Here is a 25652-nt window from a genome sequence, read left to right as displayed (position 1 = left end):
CCGTTCTGGCGTCAGTCTAGGGAGTGCAGGGCGACCGAGCCGGTCGTCAGCAATCGGTGCTCCGCCCCCGTCCGAGTGTCAGGACGACCGAAGACGTACCCCTGCACATCGGTGACTCCGAGCCCGCGGAGGAGGGCGATCGTCTCGAGGTCCTCGGCCCCCTCGACGATGACGCGCACCCCCGTGGCCACCGCGTACGACTGCAGTGCCCGGACGAGCTCGCGCTTGCGGACCTCGGTCGCGAGCCCGGTGATCAGGGCCCGGTCGAGCTTCACGATGTCGAGCGGGAAGGTCGCCACCGACGCCGCGGAGGAGCCCAGCGCGCCGTAGTCGTCGAGCGCGATCAGCACTCCTCGGTCGCGCAGGCTCTGAGCGTGCCGTCGCAGGTCGTCGGTCGCCGTGTCGAGGGTGCGCTCGTTGAGCTCGATGCAGAGCTGCACCCCGGGGAAGCGCCCGGGCATCTCCGCCAGGTGATCGCCGAGCCGCTCGGGCGCCAGCTGCTCGAGGTCGACGTTGACCGTCATGCACTCGATGCCGACCCCGGTGTCGCGGAAGCTCTCGGCCGCGGCCATCGCCTTCTCGACGACTTGCACGGTGAGGTCGTCGAGGAGGTCGAGCTCGCGGACCTTCTCGATGAGGTCGGGCGGGGCGATCCGGCCGACGACCGGATCCTCGAGCCGCACCAGCGCCTCGAACGCCCAGATGCGGTTGCTCGCGAGCTCGACGATCGGCTGGTAGGCGACGTCGAGGGTGCGGTCGCGGACGGCTCGCGACGCCGCCTCCCGCACCGGATCGGCGACGACCGAGGTGACGTCGATGGCGCTCGCGCGCTCGCGGCCGGAGCGGCCCCTCCCCCGCTTGAGCGCGAGCATGCTGCGATCGGCCTCGATCACGATCGTCGACGGATCGAGCTCCTCGTGCGCCGAGAACGCGACTCCGACGCTGACCACCGGCGCCAGCGTGTCACCGCCGACCGTCGCGGTCGCGCTGACCGTCTCGACCAGCGCCTCCGCGCGCCGGCGCGCATCCGCCGCCGAGCGAAGACCCCGCAGGATCAGCACGAACTCGTCCCCGCCGATGCGGGCCGCGAAGCCGCCCTCGGCGGTGGACTCGGCCAGCCGCTGACCCACCAGGCGGAGCATCTTGTCGCCGACGTGGTGCCCGCGTCCGTCGTTCAGGTCCTTGAAGTCGTCGAGGTCCATGAAGAGCACGGCGATGCCCTCGAACGGCCGGCGGTCGCGGTTGTAGGTCGCGAGGGCCGACTGGAACGCCCGCTGGTTCGGCAGACCCGTGAGCGGGTCGCGGTCGACGTAGCGGCGCAGCGACTCCACGTCGTCGCGGGCGCCGAGCGTGTCGGTGCCCATGTGCGCGAGGGCGTCGAGGATCTGCTCGTCCTCGGTGCTGAACGGCACCGGGCTGAGGCGCTTCGAGGCGACGACGTAGCGGGTGCGGCCGCCGGGCACCAGCATCACCGAGCCGATCTCGCTGCCCGAGGCCGGCTCGTCGCGCACCTCGATCCGGTCGGCCTCGATCGACGTCCGCGCGTGGGCGACGAGGGCGCCCTCGGCCTGCGAGACCCCGCCCCACGGCAGCTCGAGCGCCGCGTCCAGGACGCCGGCGAGCCGCCTCCGCACCCGCCGCACCTCGATCCGCTTCGCCACGCTGAAGACCAGCGCGCTCACGACGAGCAGCAGGAGGGGGCTCTGCTCGATCGCCGGGTCGCCCGCCATCGCCGGGACCACCACGCTGTCGAGGAACCAGACGGCGGTGCCGAGCACCCAGAGCAGCGCGATCATCAGAGCGACCCGGCGCGGCACGAGCGCGCTCGTCCCGACCTCCCAGTCCAGGCCCCAGCGCCCGCGCTGGCGGAGGACGTCGACGAGCAGGATGACCAGGACGAACACGACGGTCGCCGGCAGCAGCGCGAGCGGTTCGCCGATCGGGCCCCGGAGCAGATCGAACACGTGCAGGTGGGCGTCCGCGGCGAGCGCCCCGAGACCCGTGATGTAGAACGCGATCGGGACGCTGCGGGTCTGCACCAGCTGGACGACGAGCGACGCCGCCGTCCACACTCCGAGCAGGCGCAGCGGATCCACGCCCGGCTGCACGACGACCAGCAGCGTCACCGTCAGCCCCACCACGGGCATCCCGGAGCGACGGCCGAGCGGGATCCGGAGCGCGGCGGTGAGCGCGACGGCCACGCCGAACGCGACGACGAACGCCCAGCTGAGCGGCGGCGTGATGATCAGCAGGCGGGCCGAGTTCGCGATCAGCGCGAGTGCGAACGCCCCGAGCAGCCCGGCGATCACGACGTCGAGGGGCCGGAGCCCGTGGGTGCGCTGCATGGGGGCATGCTAGGGCCTGCCGAACGCGATTCCACCTGCTCCGCTCGGCCCGATCTGCGGCGTCTCGGGCTCGATCGACCTCGGGCGGCGGCCGATGCCGACATTCTGTGCAGCGCGAACGCCCCTGTCCTAGGGTCTGTACAGGTCGGGTGCGGACGCATAGTGAGGCCATGCCCCTTCTCTCCGTCGCCGCTGCCGAGCTCACTCGCCGCGGCCTCTTCGCCGCCCCCCTCGGCGCCACCCTCGCCACCGCCGATCCCGACGCCCCCGTCCTGCACTCCGAGATCGCCGCGCCCAGCGGGGTCGCGGGGCTCGACGCCTCCGGTCTCGTGCCCGTCGCGCAGCTCCCCGAGGCGGTGCGCACCGACTCCGGCGAGCGCCCCGTCGCCAAGGGCGAGCTCGTCTACAACGTGCAGGACTACGGTGCGACCGGCGACGGCAGCACCGACGACCTGCCCGCGATCGACGCGGCGATCGACGCCGCCCTCGCCACCTACGGCGGCGTCGTCTACTTCCCCCGCGGCATCTACCGCATCGCCGGATCGATCGGCCGTGCCAGCGGGCTCTCGAGCATCGCGTTCCGGGGGGCGGGCGAGCTGTCGACGCGCATCCGCTCACTGACGAACGCGCCGGTGGTCACCGGGGCCTTCTCGGCCTGCCGCTTCGACAACCTGATCCTCGACGCGAACGGTCTGGGCGGCGCGTGCGTCTCGGCGCACCTCGACAAGACCGTGCTCGACTCGCTGCAGCTCTACGGCTGGACCGACTACGGCATGCGCCTGAACGACGGCACCTTCGGCGACCTCGGGCTGCTCAACCGCATCCAGCGCTGCAGCATCGACCAGTGCACGGGCACCGGCATCTGGACGGGCTACCGGATGATCGACTCCTGGATCGTCGAGAACAACATCGGCGCCTCCTACGCCGACCTCTCGATCGAGGGCGGGCCGATCCGCATCCTGGGCAACCACCTCGACGGCTCGCCGCAGATCAACATCGAGCTGCGCGGCAACCGGCGCGTGACGATCGCGAACAACATCATGGAGGGGGCGCGGCGCCAGTCCCTCGTCTACACGATGCCGCCGTGGCTGACGGAGGATCTGGCGCAGATCCAGATCGTCGGCAACGCGATCAGCAACGGAGGCAAGGCCGCCGCGAACACGTACCCCGCGATCGCGATCACCGGCGTCTCCTCGGCGGCGCGCACCGTGGGCTTCAGCATCACCGGCAACATCTTCGCCTGCGAGGACGCGGGCGCCGGCTGGACGCACTGCGTCGAGGCCGTGAACGCGCGCGCCGTCTCGGTGCTGGGCAACCAGTGGGCGACCGGGCACATGAACGCGAAGCCCGTGCGCGCGGTGGGCAGCACGGCGTACGAGGTGATCGGCAACCACGGCGACAACGCGGTACGGACCACCTGAGCGCGGCCACCTGAGCCGTCGCGGCCAGAATCGAGGGGTGCCCCTCCTCGTCTCCTCCGCCGGCCCGCGCCGTGGCTGACGCCCGCGGCGGCGTCGCCTCGCTCGAGCGCCACCAGATCGCCTGGTACCTCGGTGCAATCGCGGCGGGGCTGGCGCTCGGGCTCCTCCTGCCCGGGGCGGCGCGGCTCGACGTCGCGATCACCCCGGTGCTGGGGCTGCTGCTCTACGCCACGTTCCTCGCGGTGCCGTTCGGCTCGGTGCTGCGCGCGTTCCGCGACGGGCGCTTCCTGAGCGCCGTGCTGCTGGTGAACTTCGTCGTGGTGCCGGTCGTCGCCCTCGCCCTGTCGCGGTTCGTCGCCGAGGAGCCGGCGCTGGTCTTCGGGGTTCTGCTGGTGCTCCTCACGCCGTGCGTCGACTACGTGATCGTCTTCAGCGGTCTCGCGGGCGGGGCGGCGGCGCGGCTGCTGGCGGCCGCGCCCCTCCTGAACCTGGTGCAGATCCTGCTGCTGCCCGTCCTCCTCCGCGTGATGCTGGGAGCGGAGGCGGTGGCCGCGGTCGAGATCGGCCCGTTCGCCGAGGCGTTCCTGCTGCTCATCGTCCTGCCGCTCGTGGCGGCGGCGGCGACCCAGGCGCTCGCGGCGCGGACGGCGGTGGGGCGGCGGATCGAGGGCGCCGTGCAGGCGGCGATGGTGCCGCTGATGGTGGCGACGCTCCTCACCGTCGTGGCGTCGCAGGCGGGCGCGGTCGGAGCCGCGCTGCCCCGACTCGGGGTGCTGGTGGCCGTCTACGCCGCCTTCGTCGTGGTGATGACGGCGATCGGAGTCGCAGCGGGGCGGATCGCGCGCCTCGACGTCCCGGCGCGGCGGGCGCTGCTGTTCAGCGGGGTCACCCGCAACTCGCTGGTGGTGCTCCCGCTCGCGCTCGCCCTGCCTCCGGCGCTGGCGCTCGCTCCGGTGGTCGTGGTGACGCAGACCCTCGTCGAGCTCGTCGCAATGGTGGCGCTGGTGCGCCTGGTGCCGCGCCTCGTGCGGTGACCCCCCGGCGGGCGGTCGCCCCGATCAGCGCCGCGGCGCGGGGCGCGCGACCAGCACCAGCAGGCCGGCGACGGCGATCGAGGCGGCGACCACCGCCTCCGTCCACGGGGTCGTGTCGTACGACTGGTAGTTCATGATCATCGGAGCGATGGCGAAGGCGGCCAGCAGGTAGCCGGGCAGCGTGGCGCCGAGCAGGAACACGGCGGCGACCGCCGCGAACGGTGACTCGGTGGCCCAGAGCAGTGCCAGAGCGACGAGCGCGACGGCCGGGATCGTGCTGAGCACCAGCTGCAGCCCGACGTTCTGCAGGGGCGTCGGAGCACCGAGGACGCCCGAGACGAGGGCGTGCAGCCCGAGCAGGCCGAACGAGACCGCGACGAGGAGCGCCAGGAGACCCGCGACGCGGCCCCGCGGGGTGAACGCGCGATGGGCGGCGAGCACTCCGAGCGCGAGCAGGATCGTGCCGATCCCGTGGAGCTGTGCCGCCGACCCGACGTTCTCCCACGGGTCGGCGGGGAAGGAGTAGTCGAAGCGGTGGTCCTCGATCGTGCTGTCCTCGCGGGCCGAGCCGTCGGCCGCGACCACCCAGCGCTCGATCGAGGCGAGGAGCTGGAGCACGGCGGAGGCGAGGAGCAGCCCGGCCGCGCCGAGCGCCCAGCGCCGGCGCAGGGCGAGGGGTCGAACGGCGACGCTCGTCATGCGGCCAGGCTACGGGCGGGCCGCCGGAGCGGCGGTGAACACCCGGCGAACGCGCGACAGCTCGCGCCCGTGGTGTGCCACGGTGTCGGCATGACCCGACTCGACGCCTCCGCGACCGCTCACGTCGACGCGATGGCGCACCCCCGGCGCGAGCAGATCGAGGCTGTGCGGGAGGCGGTGCTCGCCGCCGACGACCGGCTCGTCGAGTCGGTGAAGTGGAACGCGCCGAGCTATTCGATCGGCGCGCACCTGGTGACCCTGCGCCTCCGGCCCGGCGACCGCGTCGAGGTCATCCTGCACCGCGGAGTCGCGCCTCGCGCCGACGCCGTCGCGCCCGTGCTCGACGACCCCCGCCTCGACTGGCGCGCCCCCGACCGCGCCGTGCGAGCCCTCGCACCCGAGGAGGACCCGCGCCTGCTGACCCCCCTCGTGCACCAGTGGCTCGCCGCGGTCGCCCCGCGTGCCGAGGGAACCCCTGACCGTCGAGACGGCCAGGAGTAGCGGGCCCCCTCGACGGTTCGGGGTTCCCTCGACGACCGGGCGCCGGCGCCGCGCCCGATAGCGTCGAGCGGTGAGCACCCGCACCCTCGACCGCAGCATCCTGCGCCTGGCCGTCCCCGCCCTCGGCTCGCTGGTCGCCGAGCCGCTGTTCCTGCTCACCGACTCGGCCCTGGTCGGGCACCTCGGCGCGGTGCCGCTCGCGGGCCTCGCCCTCGGCGGCGCGGTGCTGCAGACGATCGTCGGGCTGATGGTGTTCCTCGCCTACAGCACGACGCCCCGGGTCGGCCGCGCGCTCGGCGAGGGCGACGAGCGCCGGGCGGTGGCCGCCGGGATCGACGGCGGCTGGCTCGCGCTCGCCATCGGCGCGGCGATCGCGGTGGTCGGTGCGATCCTCAGCCCGGTGCTCATCGGGCTCTTCGGCGCGGAGCCGGCGGTGGCCGAGGCCGGGGTGCGCTACCTGTCGGTCAGCATGGCCGGGATCCCCGCGATGCTCGGCGTCTTCGCCCTCACCGGGCTGCTGCGCGGGTTCCAGGACACCCGGACGCCGCTGGTCATCGCGGCCGGCGGCTTCGCGCTCAACGCCGGCCTGAACGCTGTGCTGATCTACCCCGCCGGCCTGGGGATAACCGGGTCGGCCCTGGGGACAGTGGTGGCGCAGTGGGCGATGTTCGCGGCCTACGCGGGAGTCGCCGTGCGGCTCGCCCGGCGGGTCGGCGCGCCCCTGCGGCCGCACCTCGCGGGGCTCCGCTCCTCCGCCGGCTCGGGCGGCTGGATGCTCCTGCGCACGGCGAGTCTGCGGGCGGCCATCCTGCTCGCGGTCGCCGTCGCCTCGGGGCTCGGGGCCGAGGAGCTCGGCGCGTTCCAGGTCGCGATGACGGTCTTCTCGACCGTCGCCTTCGCGCTCGACGCGGTCGCGATCGCCGCCCAGGCGCTGCTCGGCCGACTCCTCGGTGCCGGGGCTCGCGACGAGGCCCGCGCGGTCACGAAACGCTGTGTGACCTGGGGAATCGGTGCCGGAGTGGTGCTCGGCGCGGTTGTAACCCTCTCGAGCGGTTACCTGCCGTTCGTCTTCTCCAGCGATCCGGAGGTGCTCCGCCTGCTGCCCGCGGCCCTCGCGGTCGTCGGCCTCACGGCTCCGCTCGGCGGCTACGTCTTCGTCCTCGACGGGGTCCTGATCGGCGCGGGGGACGGCCGCTACCTCGCCCTCAGCGGCCTCGTGAACCTCGCGATCTTCGCTCCCCTGGCCCTTCTCGCGCCCTCCGCACCCGCGGAATGGCGCCTCCTGGCCCTGTGGATCGCCTTCGCGCTGGGCTACCTGGGCGCCCGCGCGCTGACCCTCGGACTCCGCGTCCGCAGCGACGTCTGGCTCCGCTGACCCGTCGAACAGAGTTTCGAACAGGCTGTGGACAGACCTGTGGATAACTTCCCGACCAGCTTCGGTGGATCGGCCTTCTGCCCGGGCGCTCTGACGGACGTGGATCTCGATACGCCCGCTGCGCGGGCTACTCGATCAGCGAGCGAAAAGGCCCCCCGCCATCAGCCTGCTGGTCGAGTAGCCGCCGCAGGCGGCGTATCGAGACCCACCCGCTTCGGTGGATCGGCCTTCTGCCCTGGCCTTCTGGCGGACGTGGATCTCGATACGCCCGCTGCGCGGGCTACTCGATCAGCGAGTGGAAGGCCCCCCGCCATCAGCATGCTGGTCGAGCCCGCAGCCGCCGCAGGCGGCGTATCGAGACCCACCCGCTTCGGTGGATCGGCCTTCTGCCCTGGCCTTCTGGCGGACGTGAATCTCGATACGCCCGCTGCGCGGGCTACTCGATCAGCGAGTGAAAGGCCCCCCCGCCATCAGCCTGCTGGTCGAGTAGCCGCCGCAGGCGGCGTATCGAGACCCACCTCCCTACGAAGACCCCCCGCCGCCCCCTCGCGGCCCCGCGCTCGTGTTCCCGCGGTGGAACACCGCACGGAAGCGCACCTCGTCCGCCGCCTCGCCCGCGAGCAGCGCGATCACGGAGCGCCCGGCGGCCCGCCCCTTGTCGACGGCCGGCTGCACCATGGTCGTCAGGTCGTACTCCGCGGCGAGCCCCGGAACCTGCACCCCGTCGAACCCGAGCACCGAGACGTCCTCCGGCACCCGCAGCCCGAGCTGCTCGGCGGCCAGGATGACCCCGGCGGCGAGGAGGTCGCTCTGCGCGATGACCGCGGTCGGCGGCTCCTCCGCACCGAGCAGCACCCGCCCCGCCGCCACGCCCTCATCCACGGTGCTGGCGGCCGCGGCCACCACCTCGACCTCGGCGAAGACGTCGTGAACGCCCGCCAGGCGGTCGACGGCCGTGACGCTCGAGCTCGAGCGCCAGTCCTCCGGGATCGGGCCGCGCCGCCGATCCTTGGCGAACGGCAGGGCGACGGAGGCGACGCGCTCGTGGCCCAGCGCGCGCACGTGCTCGGCGAGGGTGCGGCTGGCCTCGCGGTTGTCGAGCGACACCACGGCCGCACCGAGCTCGGTGAAGCCCTCGACGACGACGACCGGCACGCCGCGCCGCCGCAGGATCGCCAGCGAGTCGTCGACCGACGGGCTGCAGCCGACGAGGATCATCGCGTCCACCGGCGCGGTCGACAGCAGCCCCGCGCCCTCCTCGGTCTCGGTCAGGAGGAGGATGCCGGCGCCCGCCGCACCCAGCACGTCGGCGATGCCGTCGAGCATCGCGATCTTGATCGGGTCGCGGAACGCGTGCAGCAGCCGCTCGTCGACGACGACGCCGACGATGCCCGAGGTGCCCTTCCGGAGCGAGCGCGCCCGCGGGTCGGGTCCGCCGTAGTCGAGCTCGGCCGCCGCCCGGAGCACCCGCTCCTTGGTCGCGGCCGACACCGGCCCGGCTCCGCTGAACACGAGCGACGCGGTCGACGCCGACACTCCGGCGTGCGCCGCGACCCGCGCGAGAGTAGGGCGCGCGGGTCGGGTCCGCCGCGCCTCCGGGCCGCTCGACTCCACCTTGCTCGACTCCACGCTGCTCCTCGACGGGTAGGCGGCCGGCGTCTCCTTGACCGGCCCAGGGGGTTCCGGATAGCTTAGACCGACCCGGCTCGAATCGATTCGACAACGGGTCGCTCCGTCTTGCGGGGACCGGGACAGCACCGGGCCCGGCCCGCTCCCAGGAACACCGGTCATGACCTCCACCGCCGCCCTCACCCGCCCCCAGCTCGTCGCCTGGCGCAACGCCGTCTTCACGATCTTCGTGCTGAGCGGAGTGTCGATCGCGACCTGGGTCTCGCGCACGCCCGCGATCCGCGACGAGCTCGAGCTGTCGACGGCGGGCGTCGGCGTGCTCATCCTCGCGATGTCGATCGGCGCGATCGTCGGCCTCACCTTGTCGACCGCGATCATGGCGCTGATCGGAGCACGCCGCGGCATGGTCGCCGGCCTGACGATCTGCGCATCCGGCCTCGCGATCCTCGGCGTCGCCGCCGACTCGCTCGGCGCGCTCCCCGTCGCCTTCGCGGGGATGGCGCTGCTCGGCTTCGGCAACGGCGCGGTCGACGTGATGATGAACGTCGAGGGCGCCGCGAACGAGGCGGCCTTCGGCAAGACCCTGCTGCCCCTCTTCCACGCCTTCTTCAGCCTCGGGACCGTGCTGGGCGCGCTCCTCGGCGCCGCCGCCTCCGCCCTCGGCATCCCCGTCGCCGTGCACCTCGTCACGATCGCCGTGGTCGTGGTCGCGACCGCCTTCCTGGCGATCCGCTTCGTGCCGGTCCGCGACGCCGATGTCGCCCCCGACGCCGTCAGGGCGCCGGTGCGCGAGCGCGTCGCCGACTCGATCGGCGTCTGGCGCGACACCCGCCTCGTCCTCATCGGCCTGATCATGCTCGGCATGGCGTTCGCGGAGGGATCGGCCAACGACTGGCTGACCCTCGCGATGGTCGACGGCCACGGCGCCGACATGACCACCGCCGCCGTCGTCTTCGGCGTCTTCGTCGCCGCGATGACGGTCGGCCGCGTGATCGGCGGCCCGGTGCTCGACCGCTTCGGCCGCGTGCCCGTGCTGCGCGGCTCCGCGATCCTCGCCGTCGTCGGCATCCTGCTCTTCATCCTCGCTCCGGTCGACGCCCTCGTGATCGTCGGAGCCGTCGCCTGGGGACTGGGCTGCTCGCTCGGCTTCCCGGTCGGCATGTCGGCGGCGGCGGAGGGGCCCCACTCGGCCGCGCGGGTCAGCGCCGTCGCGACGCTCGGCTACGTCGCCTTCCTCGTCGGGCCTCCCGCGATCGGCTTCCTCGGTCAGGAGTTCGGCATCCTGAACGCCCTGTTCCTGGTGCTCGCTCTCGTCGCCGTGGCGGGGGTCGCCTCGCCCGCCGCGCGCAGCCGTCGGATCCGCGACACGGCGCCCGCATGAGCGACCCCGGACTCGAGCCCTGCCGCGTCGCCCTCGTCACTGGCGCCAACCACGGCATCGGCGCCGCGATCGCCGAGCGCCTCGCAGCCGACGGACTCGCTGTGCTGGTGGCCTACCTCGCCGAGGAGATCCCGGCGCACGAGCCCGAGCGCCAGCGCATCGCCCACCGGGCCGACGGCGAGCGGGTCGCCGAGCGGATCCGCGCCACCGGCGGCCGCGCGCGGGCCGTGTCCGCCGATCTGCGCGACGCCGCCTCCGCCGCCCTGCTGTTCGACGCGGCGGAGGAGTCGCTCGGCCCGGTCGACGTGCTCGTCAACAACGCCACCGGCTCCCTGATCGACACCTTCCGCGCCCGCGACGCCGACTGGATGGGGCGGCCGCAGCGCCGGGTCACCGCCGACAGCATCGACCGCCAGTTCTCGGTCGACGCCCGAGCGGGTGCGCTGCTGATCGCCGAGTTCGCCGAGCGCTTCGAGCGCCGCGGGGCCCACGGCGGACGGATCGTGTCGCTCACGTCCGGGGGCGAGCGCGGCTTCCCCGGCGAGGTGTCGTACGGCGCCGCGAAGGCGGCCCTGGTCGACTACACGATGTCGGCCTCCCTCGAGCTCGGCCCGCTCGGGATCACTGCGAACGCCCTGCACCCCCCGGTCACCGACACGGGCTGGGTGACCGACGACGTCCGCTCCGCGGTCGACGCCGACGACCGCTTCTTCGACGTCGCCCGCCCCGACGAGGTCGGCGACCTCGCCTCCTTCCTCGTCTCCCCCGCCGGCCGCCGCGTCACCGGCAACGTCATCCGCATGGCCTGACGCCCGCCCCCGGGATCACCTCCGGCTCGCAGAACCACCTCCGGCTCGCAGAAACGCGTTCGGCTCGCAGAAACCCGCGATTCCCGCGAGCCGAACGCGAATCCGCGAGCCCGACATCCCCCGCGCACCGGGACCGCGCCGCCAATAGGCTCCTAGGCACAGCGGAGGGGGACGCAGTGCGATTCGAGGCGCGTGACGGAGCGACCCTCCACGTCGACGAGCACGGCACCGCCGACGGCCCACCGCTGATCGCCGTCCCCGGCGGGCCCGGCCGGCACCCCGACTACCTCGGAGCCTTCGCCCCCGTCGCCGCCGCCCGCCGCATCCTCGTGCTCCACCCCCGCGGCGTCGGCCTGTCGGCCTCGACACCCGCGAGCTCGTTCGCCGCCCTCGCCGACGACCTCGAGGATCTCCGCGCGCACCTCGGCGTCGACTCCGTCGATCTGATCGCGCACGCCACCGGATGCCGCTCCGCGCTGGTCTACGCGGCCCGCGCCCCCGAGCGGATCGCGCACCTGCTGCTGATCGCCCCCGGGACGGCCTGGCTCGGCATCGACGGCGACGACCGCGTCGCCATCGCCCGGCGCCGTCGCCGTGAGGAGTGGACCGAGGCGGCGATCGACGCGCTCGTGTCCGGCGACACGGAGCGCGATCCGGACCGCCGCCTCGCGCTCGTGCGCCGCGCCGCTCCCCTCGGCTGGTCGACCTGGGACGATGGCGCCCGCGCCCACGAGAGCGCCGCGCGCTGGTACCCGGAGGCGTTCGCAGCCTTCCCCGCCACGATCGACGCCCCAGCGCTCCGCCGCGCACTCGCGCAGGTCGCCTGCCCGGTCGTCGTCCTCGGCGGCGAGGACGACGCGCTGGCCGGCTCGACGCCGCTCGGGGAGCTCGCCGCGCTCTTCCCGCACGGCAGCCTCGCCTGGATCGAGTCGTGCGGGCACTACCCCTGGGTCGAGTCGCCGGCCGAGTTCGCGATCGCCCTCCGCGCCTCCCTGGCCGACGCTCCCCCGTCGCCTCCCCTCGGCCGACGCCGGTCGACACCCGGCCAGGAGTGACGCGGCGTCTATCCTCGACGAGTGCGCCTCGTCATCGCGCGCTGCTCGGTCGACTACTCCGGCCGCCTCAGCGCCCACCTCCCCCTCGCCACCCGCCTGCTGCTGGTCAAGGCCGACGGCAGCGTCCTCGTGCACTCCGACGGCGGCTCGTACAAGCCGCTCAACTGGATGAGCCCGCCCTGCACGCTGATCACCGGCGAGCCCGACGATGCGGCGAAGGAGGCGGGTGTCGTCGAGCAGTGGACGGTCGCGCACAAGAAGACCGGCGATGCGCTGATCGTCTCGATCCACGAAGTCCTCCACGATTCCGCTCACGAGCTGGGCATCGATCCCGGGCTCGTGAAAGACGGAGTGGAGGCGCATCTGCAGCGCCTTCTCGCCGAGCAGATCGACCTTCTCGGCGAGGGGCACACCCTGGTCCGCCGCGAGTACATGACGGCGATCGGACCGGTCGACATCCTCGCTCGGGATTCCCGTGGCGCCGCTGTCGCCGTCGAGATCAAGCGCCGCGGAGAGATCGACGGAGTCGAGCAGCTCACCCGCTATCTCGAATTGATGAACAGGGATCCGCATCTCTCGCCGGTCACCGGAGTCTTCGCCGCACAGGAGATCAAGCCCCAGGCGCGGACTCTCGCTCAGGATCGCGGAATCCGCTGCGTGGTCCTCGATTACGACACCATGCGCGGCGTCGACGACTCGCACACGCGACTGTTCTGATCCCCCGCTGATCGGGCGTATGGAGATCCACCCGCGTCAGAAGGCCAGGGCAGAAGCCTCATCTGCACAAGTCGATGGGTCTCGATACGCCCCTGCGGGGCTACTCGACCAGCGATCTTGCGCTTTCTCTCGGAGAAGAGTCCTCCCGCGGGCGGCTCCGTCCTCGCTGATCGAGTAGCCCGCGCAGCGGGCGTATCGAGATCCACGTCCGCCAGAAGGCCGGGGCAGAAGCTGATCTGCTGACGCTGGTGGGTCTCGATACGCCCCTGCGGGGCTACTCGACCAGCATGCGGGGCGGCAGACGGGCGTGCTCTTCTCGCACCGCTCGAACGAGACGCGTCTGGCAGACGAAAGGCCCCCGCGAGAGATATCGACGGGGGCCCTCTGCGAAGCGGGAGAGGCGGCCTACTTGTGGGCCGCCTGGTACGCGGCCTGGACCTCGGCGGGGATGCGGCCGCGGTCGGAGACCTGGTGTCCGTTGGCGTTGGCCCACTCGCGGACGGCCTTGAGCTGCTTGGGGTCGCTCTTGGACGCGGTCGCGACGGAGGAGGCGGCAGCGGGGCGCGATCCGACGCGGCGAGCGCTCGAGACGAACTTCTCGAGGGCCGAGTGCAGCGCGGCGATGTTGTCGGGGCCCAGGTCGATCTCGTAGTTGGCTCCGTCGACGCTGAATCGAACGGTTCCGCCTTCTCCCGAATCGATAGGGGTGCCATCGATGTCGTCGACGAGCGTGATCTTCTGTGCCACTTTTTCCTCCAGTGTGTGTCGGATCCGAGTCGCGTCGGATCCGGCGTGTATCGGATCCGGTGCATTCTCGGATCCGGTGTCTTCTTCTGACCGGGTGCATTCCGGACCCCGGTGTGTTCTCAGGCTCGATGTGCATCCGGATCCGATGTGCGACTGTCCGCGAGTATCGGACAGGCTCGTATCGAAGGGGATCGAACCCGAAAGGGAACGGACCCGCGGATCCGACCGTGATGAGCATCGGATCGATGAAGACGTTACCCCTTCTTCTGTCGATCGTCACGCTTATCGGCATCCTCCGACGTCTTTCAGTGCATTCGAAGGGTGGATATCCATGACAATGCCTCTCGAGACGGCCTGATTCTCGGAGGTCGCCGTCAACCGTCGATTACCGCGCTCATTCGAGCGGCATGAGATGCGACCCCCGATAGCGTGGAGTCATGACTCCGAGAGGCGGACCCCCCGCACGTCCCCTGAGGCCGGGCCCCGCCCGCAATGCCCCCGCGAGGGAGGCGCTCGAGGCGCTGGTCGCCGAGCCGACCCGCGAGGGAGTGACGCGCCTGCTCGACGCGTGCCTCGCCGGCTCGCTCGTCGTCGACGTGACCGGATCGCAGCCGGGCGGCGTCCCGCACGTGCGCACCGTCGCCACCACCACCGGCGAGCAGGTGCTGCCCCTCTTCACCTCGACCGACGAGGTGCGCGCCGCCGTCCCCCGGCAGCAGCACCCGCGCGTCCAGATGCTGGTGCTGCCCGGACGCGACGCCTTCGCCCTCATCGACACCGCCGACTTCGTGGCCGTCCAGCTCGATCCGGGCTCCCTCGCGCAGGTCATCACGCGCTCGTTCATCGAGGACGCCCTGCGCGCCGAGCCCTGACACGCCGCCGACATCGAACGCCCGTAGAGTGTCAGCCCGGCGGAGCAGCGTCGGAGTCACCGCGTCCCTCGAGGTCAGGAGCCCGCCATGTCCGACACCACTCTCGCGCCCGCCGGCCACGACGGCACCGCGGCGAAGACCTGGTCGTGCATCCTCTTCGACCTCGACGGCACGATCACCGACTCGGCGCCCGGCATCACCGGCACGCTCGTCGACACCTTCGTCGAGCTCGGCCGCCCGGTGCCCCTGCCCGTCGAGCTGCTCACCTACGTCGGACCGCCCCTGCTCGACGCCTTCCGCGAGCTCGGCGGCATGAGCGTCGACGAGGCGCAGGCCGCTCTCGCCGTCTACCGCCGCCGCTACAACGCGGGCGGACTCTTCGACTCGAGCGTCTACCCCGGCGTCCCCGAGATCCTCGCGCGCATCGCCGAGGCGGGCATCCCGCTCTCGCTCGCCACGTCGAAGCCGGAGTCGGCGGCCATCCGCGTCCTCGAGCACTACGGACTCGCGCAGTACTTCACGATCATCTGCGGCGCATCGGAGGACGAGGTGCGCAGCGCGAAGGCCGATGTCGTCGAGGAGGCGCTGCGCCGCCTCCGCGCGCTCGACGTCGATCTCTCGTCGCCCGTGATGGTCGGCGATCGCGAGCACGACGTGCACGGCGCCGCCGCGCACGGCATCCCGACGATCATGGTCGAGTGGGGCTACGGCTCCCCTGTCGAGGCCGTCGGCACCATCGCCCTGGTCTCCGAGCCCCGCGAGCTCGAGAACCTCCTCCTGCCGTGAGCCCCGTACGATGAGGGCATGACTGGTCTGGGCGTCGTCCTCTCGTTCGTGCTCTTCCTCGGCGGGATCCTCGTTCTCGGCAACTCGTTCCTGCTGCCCGACATCGCCGGCTTCCTCTTCTTCGGCGGGATCCTGATGATCTCGGCGTCGCTCGCGCTCGCCTTCCACGTCCTGCCGAAGTCGCAGTAGCTCCGCTCAGCCGAGCGTGCTCGCGTCGAGGTTGATGACCGAGCCGATGTAGACCGCGGTGCCGGCTCCCGCGATCGTCGGATTCATCCGCAGGAGCTGCTGCACCGGGATGCCGAAGCGCTGGGCGATGTCGAAGAACGTGTCGCCCTGCACCACCGTGTAGCCGACGATCTCGCCCGCGCCGTCGCGCGTCGGCTCGCCGCCCGCGCCGGGCACCGCTCCGTTGTCGACCGCGTAGGCCGTCTCGGGGATCTCGGGCACGGGGTTCGGAGTGATCGTGACGGTCACCTCGGGGACCGGCACGAAGACGGTCGCGGTCGACTGCGGCAGCGCGGCGGTGACGGTCGGGTCGGGTGTCGGCGTCGCCGTGGCGAAGACGGTGACCGTGACCGTCGGAGTCGGGCTGGGCGCGGAGCAGCCGGCCAGTGCCGCGGTGACGGCGAGGGCGACGGCGGCGCCTCCGAGTGCTCTGGTGCGCATGGCGTGCCTCTCGCGGCGCCGACCCCAGCGCACCCGTCCACCTTAGGAGATCCGGCCCCGGGTCTATCGTCGGAGTCGTGACCCCGCAGGAGCTCGAGAACCTCGCGCATCTGCGGCGCGCCCGCGACCTGATCGACCGCGAGTACGCCCGTCCACTCGACGTGCCGACGATGGCGGCGCGGGCTCTGATGTCCCCGTCGCACTTCGCGCGGTGCTTCCGGGCGGCCTACGGCGAGACTCCGTACAGCTACCTGATGACGCGGCGCATCGAGCGGGCGATGGCCCTGCTGCGCGCCGGGGCGAGCGTCACGGACGCGTGCCTGGCGGTCGGCTGCACGTCGCTCGGCTCGTTCAGCGCGCGGTTCACCGAGATCGTGGGCCGCTCCCCCTCGGCCTACCGCGACGGCCCGCACGACGCCGTCGAGGCGATGCCCGCCTGCATAGCGCGCTTCCGGACGCGACCGCTGCGCGCGGCCGCGGCGCCCGCGCGCTGACACGACTACCTGCAGTGCATGCCCTCCATGCCCTCCTCGCTGATCGAGTAGCCCGCGCAACGGGCGTATCGAGATCCACGTCCGTCAGCAGGCCGGCACAGACGCCTGACCTGCTGACGCCGGTGGGTCTCGATACGCCCCCTGCGGGGCTGCGGGCTCGACCAGCATGCATTGCGCCTTCCCCCCCTCCGCATCGAGCAGGACCGGAGAAGCGGCGCGTCGGACGCGCGGCATAGAGTCGCCGCCATGAGCATCGAGTTGCAGTACGTGAACATCACCGTCACCGACGTCGACGAGTCGATCGCCTTCTACGGCGACGCCCTCGGCCTGGACGTCGTCATGGACGTGGCGAACGGAGGCTTCCGCTGGGTCACTCTCGGCAGCGACGCGCAGCCGGGCCTCGGCCTCACGCTCTCCGTCCCGCACGCCGGGCGCTCGCAGGCCGACGGCGACGCCCTCCAGGAGCTCCTGACGAAGGGCGTGCTGCCCATGCTGGTCTTCCGCGCGAGCGACCTCGACGCGACCTTCGAGTCGGTGCGCGCCTCCGGAGCAGAGGTGCTGCAGGAGCCGATCGAGCAGAGCTGGGGCCCGCGGGACTGCGCGTTCCGCGACCCGTCCGGCAACATGGTCCGCGTCTCGCAGGCCTAGGCGCGCGGCTCGGGCAGGATCCGCAGGCCCCCGCCGCCGTTCGCCGCGTCCATCAGGGCCTCGACCCAGGTCGGGTTGATGGTCGGCTGGCGGCTGCCGGCGAAGTGGAACTGCAGCGCGATGTTCGGGTTCATCCAGAAGGAGTGCCGCCCCCGCGCGCCCTCGGGCATCGAGTCGAGGGTCAGGCTGAAGCGCTCGTCGCGCCGGAACTTCGCGTAGACGACGATCTGGAGGTGGGCGAGGGTCCGGTCCTCGATCTCGATCACGGCCGGCGGAGTGCCGTAGAGGAATTGACCCATGGGGCCAGCCTATATCTAGTCCGACTCTTTACTAGCTTGTCTAGCTAATTCTCGGTCTCGGATGCTTCCTCGGCGTCGATCTCGTCGACCGCCGAGCTCATCCGACGGAGGAAGTTCACCACGGCCTCGGCCTCGCGCGCGTCGAGGTCCTCCGCGATCTCGAGCATCCGCCGATGCATCTGCTTGAGCGTCGCACGCACCTCCTGGTCGCTGTCGGGCGTCGCCTCGACGACGATGCCGCGGCGATCGGTCGGATGCGGCTTCCGGACGAGGTGGCCGCTGCGCACGAGCCGGTCGATCAGCACGGTGGTCGACGCCGACGAGATCGAGAGGTGCGTCGCGAGGTCCTTCGCGCTGACGACGACTCCGCCGCGCTGCTGACGCAGCAGGAACTGGACCGCGATCAGGTCGGTCTCGCCCATCGCCATCTTCTCGCGGGTCCGGCGCCGCATCGAGATCTCGGACACCCGGTAGGTGCGCATCGCGCTGAGCACCTCGACAGCGCGCCGCGTGGACGACTCGTCGGGATACCAGTACCCCGCGCCGCTCCTGGCCGTGGTGTCGCTCATCCGCTCATCCTAGACGCGAGGCCGATCCGGGACGCGGGCGGGGGCGCGCCGCCTACCCTGGAGCGGTGACCGCCACTCTCGTCGCCAAGGGCCTCTCCGGAGGCTATGCGCACCGCACCCTGTTCGACGGACTCGACCTCACGGTCGCTCCGGGAGACGTCGTCGGCGTGGTCGGCGCCAACGGAGCGGGCAAGTCGACGCTCCTGCGCATCCTCGCCGGCGAGATCCCTCCGCTCGAGGGCACCGTCGTGCTCGCGCCGGGCGACGCCTTCGTCGGCTGGCTGCCCCAGGAGCACGAGCGCCGCGACGGCGAGACGGTGGCCGGCTACATCGCCCGCCGCACCGGCTGCGCGGAGGCCTCGGCCGAGCTCGACACCGCCGCCTCCGCCCTCGCCGAGCCGGACCCCGACGGGAGCATCGCCGACCGCTACGCGCTCGCGCTCGACCGCTGGCTCGCGAGCGGCGCGGCCGACCTCGACGAGCGGACGCCGGTCGTGCTCGCCGACCTGGGGCTCGCCTTCGGGGAGCCGGGCGTCTCGGCCTCCTCGACCATGACCTCGCTGTCGGGCGGCCAGGCGGCGCGCGTCGGCCTCGCCGCACTGCTGCTCTCGCGCTTCGACATCGTGCTGCTCGACGAGCCGACCAACGACCTCGATCTCGACGGGCTCGAGCGGCTCGAGGCGTTCGTCCGGGGGCTGCGCGGCGGAGTGGTCCTCGTCAGCCACGACCGCGAGTTCCTGGCGCGCAGTGTGACCCGGGTGCTCGAGCTCGAGCTCGCCCAGGGCACGAACTCGGTCTACGGAGGCGGCTACGACGCGTTCCTCGAGGAGCGCGAGACCGCGCGGCGTCAGCGGCGCGAGAAGTACGAGGAGTTCGCCGACACCAAGGCCGACCTCGTGTCGCGCGCGCGGACCCAGCGCGAGTGGTCGAGCCAGGGCGTGCGCAACGCGATGAAGAAGTCGCCCGACAACGACAAGATCCGCCGCAAGGCCTCGATGGAGTCGAGCGAGAAGCAGGGCCAGAAGGTGCGCCAGATGGAGAGCCGCATCGCGCGCCTCGAGGAGGTCGAGGAGCCGCGCAAGGAGTGGCAGCTCGCCTTCACGATCGGCTCGGCCCCGCGCTCGAGCTCGGTGGTGTCGACGCTCAACGGCGCGGTCGCACGGCGGGGCACGTTCACCCTCGGTCCGGTGTCGCTGCAGGTCGACGCGGGCGACCGCATCGGCATCACGGGGCCCAACGGCGCCGGCAAGTCGACGCTGCTCTCGCTGCTGCTGGGGCGGTCGGTCCCGGAGGAGGGTGGCGCGTCGCTCGGCGCGAGCGTCGCGATCGGCGAGATCGACCAGGCCCGCGCGATGCTCGCCTCCGACGTGCCGCTCGCCGACGCGTTCGAGGCGCTCGTGCCCGAGTGGCCGACCGCCGAGGTGCGGACCCTGCTGGCGAAGTTCGGGCTGAAGGCCGACCACGTGTCGAGGCGGGTCGGCGAGCTGTCGCCGGGCGAGCGGACGCGGGCGGCGCTGGCGCTGCTGCAGGCGCGCGGCACGAACCTCCTGGTGCTCGACGAGCCGACGAACCACCTCGACCTGGCCGCGATCGAGCAGCTCGAGCAGGCGCTCGAGGCGTACGAGGGGACGCTGCTGCTGGTCACCCACGACCGGCGCATGCTGGAGACGGTGCAGCTCACCCGCCAGTGGCGCGTGGCCGACGGCCTGGTGACGGAGGCGTAGCCCGCCGATTCCGCAGAAGTCGTCGTACTCGAGTGCCGAGCACGACGACTAGTGGAGACTCGCGCGGCGACCGGGCGCCTTCAGAGCGACGCGGCGCGCGACTCCAGCAGGGCGCGGGTGCGGTCGTTGCCGGCGAGGGAGGCGGCCGTCGCGAACTCGGCGCGCGCCTCCGCCCGCCGCCCGAGACGCAGCAGCAGCTCGCCCCGCACGCTCGGGAGCAGGTGCGAGCCCCGCAGCGCCCCCTCCGACCCGAGGCGGTCGACGATCAGCAGCGCGGAGGCGGGACCGGTCGCCATCGACACGGCCACCGCGCGGTTGAGCTCGACGACCGGGCTCGGCGCCACCCGCCCGAGGACCTCGTAGAGCAGCACGATCCGCTCCCAGTCGGTCTCGGCGACACTCGGCGCGACCGCGTGGCACTCGGCGATCGCCGCCTGCAGTCCGTAGGCGCCGCGTCCCCGGCCCACGCGATCCGCACGGAGGAGAGCCGCACGGCCGCGAGAGATCTGCGCGCGATCCCACCGGGTGCGGTCCTGATCCTCGAGCAGCACGGGCGACCCGTCGGCCGCGGTGCGCGCCGCGAATCGCGACGCCTGCAGCTCCATCAGCGCCACGAGCCCCAGCACCTCGGGCTCGCGCGGCAGGAGCCCCGCCAGCACGCGCCCCAGCCGCAGCGCCTCGTTCGCGACCTCGGTCCGGAGCCAGCGATCACCGGAGGTGGCGGCGTACCCCTCCGTGAAGATCAGGTAGACGACGCCGAGCACCGCGTCGAGCCGCGCCCTCCACTCCGACGGCTCCGGCACCTCGAACGGCACGCCGGCCGCCGCCAGCGACTTCTTGGCCCGGACGATGCGCTGCTGCACCGTCGCGACCGGGACGAGGAACATCCGGGCGATGACGTCGGTGCCGAGTCCACCGACGAGGCGCAGCGTGAGGGCGATGCTCGCCTCCCTCGACAGCACCGGGTGGCAGGCCGTGAAGACCAGTCGCAGGACGTCGTCGTCGATCGGCTCCCAGGTGTCGTCGACGCCCTCCTCGAGATCGCGGGCGAGGAGGCGGTAGCGGTCGTCGAGCGCGGCGCGGCGCCGCCAGCCGTCGATCGCGCGGCGCTTCGCGACGGTCGTCAGCCAGGCCCCGGGACTCCGCGGCACCCCCGACTCCGGCCACTGCTGCAGCGCCTCGACGAGCGCCTCCTGGGCGAGGTCCTCGGCCTGGCCGACATCACCCGTGGCCCTGGCGAGCGTCGCCACGATGCGGGCGCTCTCGATGCGCCACACCGCGGCGACGCTCGCCCGGATGTCGTCCATCTCAGTCGCGGGCGGCCTGCTCCTCGCGCCAGCCCGCCTCCTTCTGCACGAACTCGTTGTCGGCGAAGTCGGCGAAGTCGCTCTCGTCGGTCACGCGGCGCACCTCGAGCTTGTTGCCGGGGACGAGCGGGCAGCGCAGCGCCCACTCCTTCGCCTCCTCCTTCGAGGAGACCTGGATCATCCAGAAGCCGTTGAACAGCTCGTGGGTCTCGCCGTAGGGGCCGTCGGTGACGGCGGGCGGCTCCGAGGCGAAGTCGACGACGAAGCCAGTGGTCGCGACGTCGTCGGCGAGGCCGTCGCCCGCGAGCAGGATGCCGGCCTTCATCATCGACTCGTTGTACTCGCCCATCCTCGTGATGATCTCGTCGAAGGGGATGGCCGCGTAGGCCTCCTTGGCGGCGTCGGTCGCGCGCATGATCAGCATGTACTTCATGGGGTTCTCCGTCTGCTCAGTGGGGCGCTCTCTGCGCCCTCCTACTCTGGCGTCGAACGGCGCAGGCGGATATCGACACCGGTGCGGACATCCGGCGCGCGAGTTCGGCTTCTCGGCTCGAGACCCACCAGCGTGCGAGCGATCGATCCGTCGAAGACGCACCGTGTCACGGGTCGTTCGTGACGGATGGACGTGACCTCAGGCGCGTGGCCCTCCCTCGCTGATCGAGTAGCCCGCGCAGCGGGCGTATCGAGATCCACGTCCTTCAGAAGGCCGGGGCAGAAGACTGGGCTGCTGAAGCTGGTGGGTCTCGATACGCCCCTGCGGGGCTACTCGACCAGCATCGGGCGCCTACTTCTTGGCGCGCACCGGGCGCGCGGCGCGTGCCGCGCTGTTGCGCGCGATGGCGGCGCGGACGAGCGCGGTGAGCGCCTCCTCGTCCAGCGCGTCGCCCTCGGCGAACTCGACCGAGCGGCGCTGGTTGCCGCCCAGCTCGCCGTTGAAGATCCCGGCGGGATCGGGCAGCGACGCCCCGTACATGAAGCCGAGCTTCACCTTGGTCTTGAAGATGTTGCCGACGACGAGGATCCCGTCGAACTCCCAGACGGGCGCCCCCATCCACTTCCACTCCTCGACGATGCCCGGATCGGCCGCGAGGATGACGCGCCGCGCCTCGGCGAGGAGCGTTCCGCGCCAGTCCGGGTGCTTCGCGATCAGCGCGTCGATCTCTTCGGGAGGCGTCAGCGCGTCAGGACTCTCGTCGGTCGTCATGGGCTCAGGTCTACCGCATCCGCCCGCTCGCCCGCCGCCCCGAACGACGACCGCCGCACCTTGCCCGCGTCGCTGCGCAGCGGCTCCCGCACCATCCGCAGCGCGCGGAGGCGGCGCTCGCGCCCCAGCCGCGCGTTCGCCGACGCGAGCAGCTCGCCACCGTCGACCACGGCGTCCCCGACGTCGACCACCGCCTCGATCGCCCGCCCCAGATCGTCGTCGGGCACGCCGAACGCGACCGCACCGCGCACGAGAGGGTGCGCCTCCAGTACCCGCTCGACCTCGATCGGGTACACGTTGACCCCGCCGCGCAGGATCAGGTCGTCGGCGCGGTCGAGCACCCACAAGTACCCGTCGGCGTCCACGCGGCCGACGTCGCCGAGCGTGTCCCAGCCGTCGGAGGTGCGCGACGAGGCTCCCCCGAGGTAGCGGTAGGCGGGGTCCCCGCGGTGCATCCAGATCCGCCCCGTCTCGCCGACGGCCGCCTCCGATCCGTCGTCGCGCAGGATCCGCAGCGTGGTCCCGCCGATCGGCCGCCCGACGCTGCCGGGGCGCTCCAGCCACTCCTCGCCGCGGATCATCGTGAGCCCGTTCGACTCGCTGCCCGCGTACACCTCGACCACCCGCGACGCCCCGAGCCAGTCGATCAGCGCCCGCTTGTCCTCGGGCGGGCACGGGGCACCGAGGTGGAGCACCAGCTCGAGCGACGAGACATCGCAGTCCGCGCGGTCGCAGAGCAGCAGCCGCCGGATCGTCGTGGGCACGAGCAGCGTCCACGTCACGCGGTGCCGGGCGATCGCCTCGAGCACCCGTCGCCCGTCGAAGCGCGGCAGGATCACCAGCGTCTGCCCCGTCATCAGCCCGCGGAAGGCGTAGGTGAAGGTCGCCGAGTGCATCAGCGGTCCGGCCACGAGCTGCACCCCCGCGAGCGGCAGGAACGCGGCGACCGGCGCCTCCGGATCGAGCAGCGCCGGCCCGCTCGCGAGCACGACCTTCGGCCGTCCGGTGCTGCCGGAGGAGGCGGGTGCCTTCCACGACGCGGCCCAGCGGTCGTCGAGGGGCTCGTCCGACCCCTCCGGCCGCCAGTCGCCCGGGCGCCACGGCACGGTCGCGGAGGCGGCGCCGACCACCAGCGCCGGCGCCGCCACCTGCTCGACCGCGGCGCGCTCCTCCGCTGACAGCTCGGTCGAGACGGGCTGCGGAGTCGCGCCCGCCTTCCAGATCGCGGCGCAGACGACGATCGCGTCGAGCGAGTTGGGGAGCGACACCGTGACGAGGTCGTCGGTCCCGACCCCGAGCTCGCGGTAGGCGCGGGCGAGACGGTTGCTCGCGCGGTCGAGCTCGCGGGCCGTGAGCGATCCCTCGTCGGCGATCGCGACGATCCGGTCGGGGTCCTCGGAGGCGAGGCCGGAGAGGATGCGCGAGATCGAGCGTCGGGTCACCGGGCCGCCAGCTCCTCGTAGAACCGCACGTGCGCCGCCGCCACGTCGTCCCACGAGTGCGAGAACGCCAGCGCACGCCCTGCGGCACCACCGGCCCCGCCGTCGAGCGCCGCCTCGAGAGCGTCCGCGAACGACTCCGGATCGCCGCCGTACCGGACCGCGTCGCCGAACACCTCGCGGATCACCGGCAGCTCCCTCGCCACCACCGGCACCCCCGCGGCGAGCGCCTCCATCGCCGCGAGTCCGAAGCCCTCCTTGACCGAGACGAAGCCGAGGGCCGAGGCGCCGGCCACGAGCGGGGCGAGCCGCTCCTCCGGGATCGTCCCGAGGATCGTCGGTGACATCCGCAGCGACGAGACCCGCCGATCGAACTCGGCCCGGTACTCCCGGTAGTCGAACAGCGTCTCGCCCCCGCCGAGCACCAGCGCCACCTCGCGCCCGCGCGACCGCAGCAGCGCCCATGCCTCCAGCAGCTCGATGCTGCCCTTGCGCGGCTCGATGCCGCCCAGCGCCAGCACGTACGGCCCGAGCTCGTCGCGCCAGGCCGCGGTCAGCGGGTCGGAGGCGGCGGCCGCGAACCGGGCCGCGTCGACTCCGTTCGGGATCACGGTCGCGTCGCGACCCCAGCCCGCCCGCACGTCGGAGGCGACCGCCGCGGAGACGCAGAGCAGCGCCCGCGGCAGCCGCACGGCCCGGTCGTGGCAGTCGCGCAGCTGCGGCGTCGTGAAGTCGTCCAGGTGGTGCACCGTCCGCACCGGCGCGAGGCCCGCGGCGAGCGCCGCGTTCGCCGAGATGCAGTCCTGCGCGTGCACGAGCCCGCTCTCCCCGCGCAGGGCGAGAGCCATCGCGTCGATCGAGCGCACGATCCTGTCGCCCACCGACTCCTCGTCGACGGAGACGAAGGGCACCACCCGCACGGTCACCGCCGGGTCGACCCCGCGGAAGAAGGAGGCGTCACCGCCCCGGGCGAGCGTCCACACGGTCACGTCGTGGCCGGCCCGCGCGAGGGCCTCGGCCAGCGCCAGCGTGTGCACGACCCCGCCGCGGGGCCGGGTCGAGTAGGTGAGCAGGGCGACGCGCATCAGACCCGGTACGCGTGCTCCGCGCGATCGCGGAGGTGGTTCATCGTGCGGCGGGCCCGGGCAACGGAAGCCGAGATGTCGGCCGGGGCCAGCGCGAGCCCGCCCTTCGCCCAGGTCTTCGCGATGATCTCGCCGGCCGGGTCGACGACCTTCGCCTGCCCGAGGAAGCGCAGCCCGCCGAGCACACCCGTCTGGTTCGACGAGACGAGGTAGACCTGGTTCTCGGCGGCGCGAGCGCAGTCGTAGAGGTCGAACAGGTGCGCCTGGCGGTCGTTGCGGATCCGGTCGGAGCGATCGGTGACGCTCGCGGGCCACGCGCTCAGGCAGGCCAGCACCTCGGCCCCGTCGAGGGCGAGCGAGCGCGCCGACTCGGGGAAGGTCTTGTCGAAGTCGATCAGCATGCCCAGGCGGCCGACGGGCGAGTCGAAGGAGGCGAACGACGAGCCGGGCAGGTACGCCTCCGATTCACCCAGCGGCAGGTGCACCTTGCGATGCGTGCCGATCACGCGGCCGCCCTGCACGCAGACGGCCGTGTTGTAGCGGAGGTCGCGACCGCCCTCGAGCGCGCGCTCGGAGATGCCGAAGCAGACCGTCATGTCGCCCGCGAGCCCCGCCACCGCAGCGACCTCCGGCCCGTCGAGCTCGACGCTCGGCGGCAGGTCGTCGGGGCCGGGATGACGCATGTCGAGCAGGTAGCCGCCCAGGGTCGCGTCGGGCAGCACCAGCAGGTCGACGGAGCGCTCCCGCGCCTGCGCGATCATGCCCGGGAGCTTGGCGAGGGTGCGGTCGAGGTCGCGACCGAAGTGCGCCGCGACCGCCCCCATCACCGTCTCCGCCATGCGC

27 protein-coding genes are annotated in these 25652 nt (G+C 72.6%); 14 read left to right on the top strand and 13 right to left on the bottom strand.

The window, feature by feature from the left end; all coding sequences use genetic code 11:
• Nucleotides 1-11 precede the first annotated feature (11 nt).
• Nucleotides 12-2345, bottom strand: coding sequence for a bifunctional diguanylate cyclase/phosphodiesterase (locus tag GRS96_RS03120; protein WP_159987699.1), 2334 nt, complete (start codon nucleotides 2343-2345; stop codon nucleotides 12-14).
• A gap of 170 nt (nucleotides 2346-2515) precedes the next feature.
• Between GRS96_RS03120 and GRS96_RS03115 the strand changes: the two genes are divergently transcribed.
• Together GRS96_RS03115 and GRS96_RS03110 are read left to right on the top strand one after the other, a co-directional pair.
• Nucleotides 2516-3766 (top strand): glycosyl hydrolase family 28-related protein, encoded by a 1251-nt coding sequence (locus tag GRS96_RS03115; protein WP_159987698.1) that lies wholly within the window; start codon nucleotides 2516-2518, stop codon nucleotides 3764-3766.
• Nucleotides 3767-3837: 71 nt separating this feature from the next.
• Nucleotides 3838-4800: a bile acid:sodium symporter gene (locus tag GRS96_RS03110; RefSeq protein WP_159987697.1), complete on the top strand. Its 963-nt coding sequence runs from the start codon at nucleotides 3838-3840 to the stop codon at nucleotides 4798-4800.
• Nucleotides 4801-4824: 24 nt separating this feature from the next.
• Here the strand turns inward: GRS96_RS03110 and GRS96_RS03105 are convergent, their stop codons facing one another.
• The gene (locus GRS96_RS03105; protein ID WP_159987696.1) at nucleotides 4825-5499 is read right to left on the bottom strand and encodes a hypothetical protein; all 675 of its coding nucleotides are present in this window, start codon (nucleotides 5497-5499) and stop codon (nucleotides 4825-4827) included.
• A 90-nt stretch (nucleotides 5500-5589) separates the two neighbouring features.
• Here GRS96_RS03105 and GRS96_RS03100 point away from each other — a divergent pair, with 90 nt between their 5' ends.
• Together GRS96_RS03100 and GRS96_RS03095 are read left to right on the top strand one after the other, a co-directional pair.
• On the top strand, nucleotides 5590-6000 hold the full coding sequence (locus tag GRS96_RS03100) for a DUF1801 domain-containing protein (protein ID WP_159987695.1): 411 nt from the start codon (nucleotides 5590-5592) through the stop codon (nucleotides 5998-6000).
• Nucleotides 6001-6070: 70 nt separating this feature from the next.
• Entirely contained in the window at nucleotides 6071-7375 is a 1305-nt protein-coding gene (locus tag GRS96_RS03095) for an MATE family efflux transporter (RefSeq protein ID WP_159987694.1), read from the top strand.
• Between the two features lie 522 nt (nucleotides 7376-7897).
• Here the strand turns inward: GRS96_RS03095 and GRS96_RS03090 are convergent.
• Entirely contained in the window at nucleotides 7898-9004 is a 1107-nt protein-coding gene (locus GRS96_RS03090; RefSeq protein ID WP_235021926.1) for a LacI family DNA-binding transcriptional regulator, read from the bottom strand.
• A 160-nt stretch (nucleotides 9005-9164) separates the two neighbouring features.
• On the opposite strand from GRS96_RS03090, the gene GRS96_RS03085 reads away from it, so the two are divergent.
• From GRS96_RS03085 to nucS, 4 genes are all read left to right on the top strand, one after another.
• Entirely contained in the window at nucleotides 9165-10385 is a 1221-nt protein-coding gene (locus tag GRS96_RS03085; RefSeq protein ID WP_159987693.1) for an MFS transporter, read from the top strand.
• Entirely contained in the window at nucleotides 10382-11194 is an 813-nt protein-coding gene (locus tag GRS96_RS03080) for an SDR family NAD(P)-dependent oxidoreductase (protein ID WP_159987692.1), read from the top strand. Before GRS96_RS03085 ends, GRS96_RS03080 begins: the two co-directional genes overlap by 4 nt.
• A 176-nt stretch (nucleotides 11195-11370) precedes the next feature.
• Nucleotides 11371-12249, top strand: coding sequence for an alpha/beta fold hydrolase (locus tag GRS96_RS03075; RefSeq protein ID WP_159987691.1), 879 nt, complete (start codon nucleotides 11371-11373; stop codon nucleotides 12247-12249).
• Between the two features lie 21 nt (nucleotides 12250-12270).
• Nucleotides 12271-12966: an endonuclease NucS gene (gene nucS / locus GRS96_RS03070; RefSeq protein WP_159855990.1), complete on the top strand. Its 696-nt coding sequence runs from the start codon at nucleotides 12271-12273 to the stop codon at nucleotides 12964-12966.
• Nucleotides 12967-13371: 405 nt separating this feature from the next.
• Here the strand turns inward: nucS and GRS96_RS03065 are convergent, their stop codons facing one another.
• Entirely contained in the window at nucleotides 13372-13713 is a 342-nt protein-coding gene (locus tag GRS96_RS03065; protein WP_159855992.1) for a histone-like nucleoid-structuring protein Lsr2, read from the bottom strand.
• Between the two features lie 437 nt (nucleotides 13714-14150).
• Here GRS96_RS03065 and GRS96_RS03060 point away from each other — a divergent pair, with 437 nt between their 5' ends.
• The 3 genes from GRS96_RS03060 (at nucleotide 14151) to GRS96_RS03050 (ending at nucleotide 15560) form a co-directional block, all read left to right on the top strand.
• Nucleotides 14151-14585 carry an SseB family protein gene (locus GRS96_RS03060; RefSeq protein WP_159855994.1) on the top strand — a complete coding sequence of 145 codons (435 nt, stop codon included), beginning with the start codon at nucleotides 14151-14153 and terminating at the stop codon, nucleotides 14583-14585.
• An 87-nt stretch (nucleotides 14586-14672) separates the two neighbouring features.
• A complete protein-coding gene (locus tag GRS96_RS03055; protein WP_159987690.1) occupies nucleotides 14673-15371 on the top strand; it encodes an HAD hydrolase-like protein in 699 nt (232 codons plus the stop codon).
• 18 nt (nucleotides 15372-15389) lie between these two features.
• Nucleotides 15390-15560, top strand: coding sequence for a hypothetical protein (locus GRS96_RS03050; RefSeq protein WP_159855998.1), 171 nt, complete (start codon nucleotides 15390-15392; stop codon nucleotides 15558-15560).
• 6 nt (nucleotides 15561-15566) lie between these two features.
• On the opposite strand, the gene GRS96_RS03045 is transcribed toward GRS96_RS03050, so the two are convergent.
• Nucleotides 15567-16040, bottom strand: a complete 474-nt coding sequence (locus tag GRS96_RS03045) for a LysM peptidoglycan-binding domain-containing protein (protein ID WP_159987689.1) — start codon at nucleotides 16038-16040, stop codon at nucleotides 15567-15569.
• 77 nt (nucleotides 16041-16117) lie between these two features.
• Here GRS96_RS03045 and GRS96_RS03040 point away from each other — a divergent pair, with 77 nt between their 5' ends.
• Nucleotides 16118-16534 (top strand): helix-turn-helix transcriptional regulator, encoded by a 417-nt coding sequence (locus tag GRS96_RS03040; RefSeq protein WP_159856000.1) that lies wholly within the window; start codon nucleotides 16118-16120, stop codon nucleotides 16532-16534.
• 246 nt (nucleotides 16535-16780) lie between these two features.
• Nucleotides 16781-17182: a VOC family protein gene (locus GRS96_RS03035; protein ID WP_159856002.1), complete on the top strand. Its 402-nt coding sequence runs from the start codon at nucleotides 16781-16783 to the stop codon at nucleotides 17180-17182.
• Here GRS96_RS03035 and GRS96_RS03030 read toward each other — a convergent pair.
• Both GRS96_RS03030 and GRS96_RS03025 read right to left on the bottom strand, forming a co-directional pair.
• The gene (locus GRS96_RS03030; RefSeq protein WP_159856004.1) at nucleotides 17179-17481 is read right to left on the bottom strand and encodes a DUF7882 family protein; all 303 of its coding nucleotides are present in this window, start codon (nucleotides 17479-17481) and stop codon (nucleotides 17179-17181) included. The two genes, GRS96_RS03035 and GRS96_RS03030, sit on opposite strands and share 4 nt — an antisense overlap.
• Nucleotides 17482-17525: 44 nt before the next feature.
• Complete coding sequence (locus tag GRS96_RS03025; RefSeq protein ID WP_159856006.1) at nucleotides 17526-18050, bottom strand: MarR family winged helix-turn-helix transcriptional regulator; 525 nt, start codon at nucleotides 18048-18050, stop codon at nucleotides 17526-17528.
• Nucleotides 18051-18115: 65 nt separating this feature from the next.
• Here GRS96_RS03025 and GRS96_RS03020 point away from each other — a divergent pair, with 65 nt between their 5' ends.
• Nucleotides 18116-19774: an ABC-F family ATP-binding cassette domain-containing protein gene (locus GRS96_RS03020; RefSeq protein ID WP_159987688.1), complete on the top strand. Its 1659-nt coding sequence runs from the start codon at nucleotides 18116-18118 to the stop codon at nucleotides 19772-19774.
• A gap of 80 nt (nucleotides 19775-19854) precedes the next feature.
• Here the strand turns inward: GRS96_RS03020 and GRS96_RS03015 are convergent, their stop codons facing one another.
• From GRS96_RS03015 to GRS96_RS02990, 6 genes are all read right to left on the bottom strand, one after another.
• A complete protein-coding gene (locus tag GRS96_RS03015) occupies nucleotides 19855-21081 on the bottom strand; it encodes an RNA polymerase sigma factor (RefSeq protein ID WP_159856010.1) in 1227 nt (408 codons plus the stop codon).
• Nucleotide 21082: 1 nt separating this feature from the next.
• Complete coding sequence (locus GRS96_RS03010; protein ID WP_159856012.1) at nucleotides 21083-21514, bottom strand: YciI family protein; 432 nt, start codon at nucleotides 21512-21514, stop codon at nucleotides 21083-21085.
• A 351-nt stretch (nucleotides 21515-21865) separates the two neighbouring features.
• The gene (locus GRS96_RS03005; RefSeq protein WP_159856013.1) at nucleotides 21866-22285 is read right to left on the bottom strand and encodes a DUF1801 domain-containing protein; all 420 of its coding nucleotides are present in this window, start codon (nucleotides 22283-22285) and stop codon (nucleotides 21866-21868) included.
• Nucleotides 22282-23727 (bottom strand): AMP-binding protein, encoded by a 1446-nt coding sequence (locus GRS96_RS03000; RefSeq protein ID WP_159987687.1) that lies wholly within the window; start codon nucleotides 23725-23727, stop codon nucleotides 22282-22284. The genes GRS96_RS03005 and GRS96_RS03000 overlap by 4 nt, the downstream gene beginning before the upstream one ends.
• Nucleotides 23724-24809: an MSMEG_0565 family glycosyltransferase gene (locus tag GRS96_RS02995; RefSeq protein WP_159987686.1), complete on the bottom strand. Its 1086-nt coding sequence runs from the start codon at nucleotides 24807-24809 to the stop codon at nucleotides 23724-23726. The genes GRS96_RS03000 and GRS96_RS02995 overlap by 4 nt, the downstream gene beginning before the upstream one ends.
• Entirely contained in the window at nucleotides 24809-25648 is an 840-nt protein-coding gene (locus GRS96_RS02990; RefSeq protein ID WP_159987685.1) for a carbon-nitrogen hydrolase family protein, read from the bottom strand. Before GRS96_RS02990 ends, GRS96_RS02995 begins: the two co-directional genes overlap by 1 nt.
• Nucleotides 25649-25652: the final 4 nt, after the last annotated feature.

The organism is Rathayibacter sp. VKM Ac-2803 (assembly GCF_009807175.1).
In the GTDB taxonomy this organism is placed as follows: domain Bacteria; phylum Actinomycetota; class Actinomycetes; order Actinomycetales; family Microbacteriaceae; genus Rathayibacter.
Note: the sequence above shows the minus strand (reverse complement) of the source record. Positions and strands in the feature narration are given on the sequence as shown.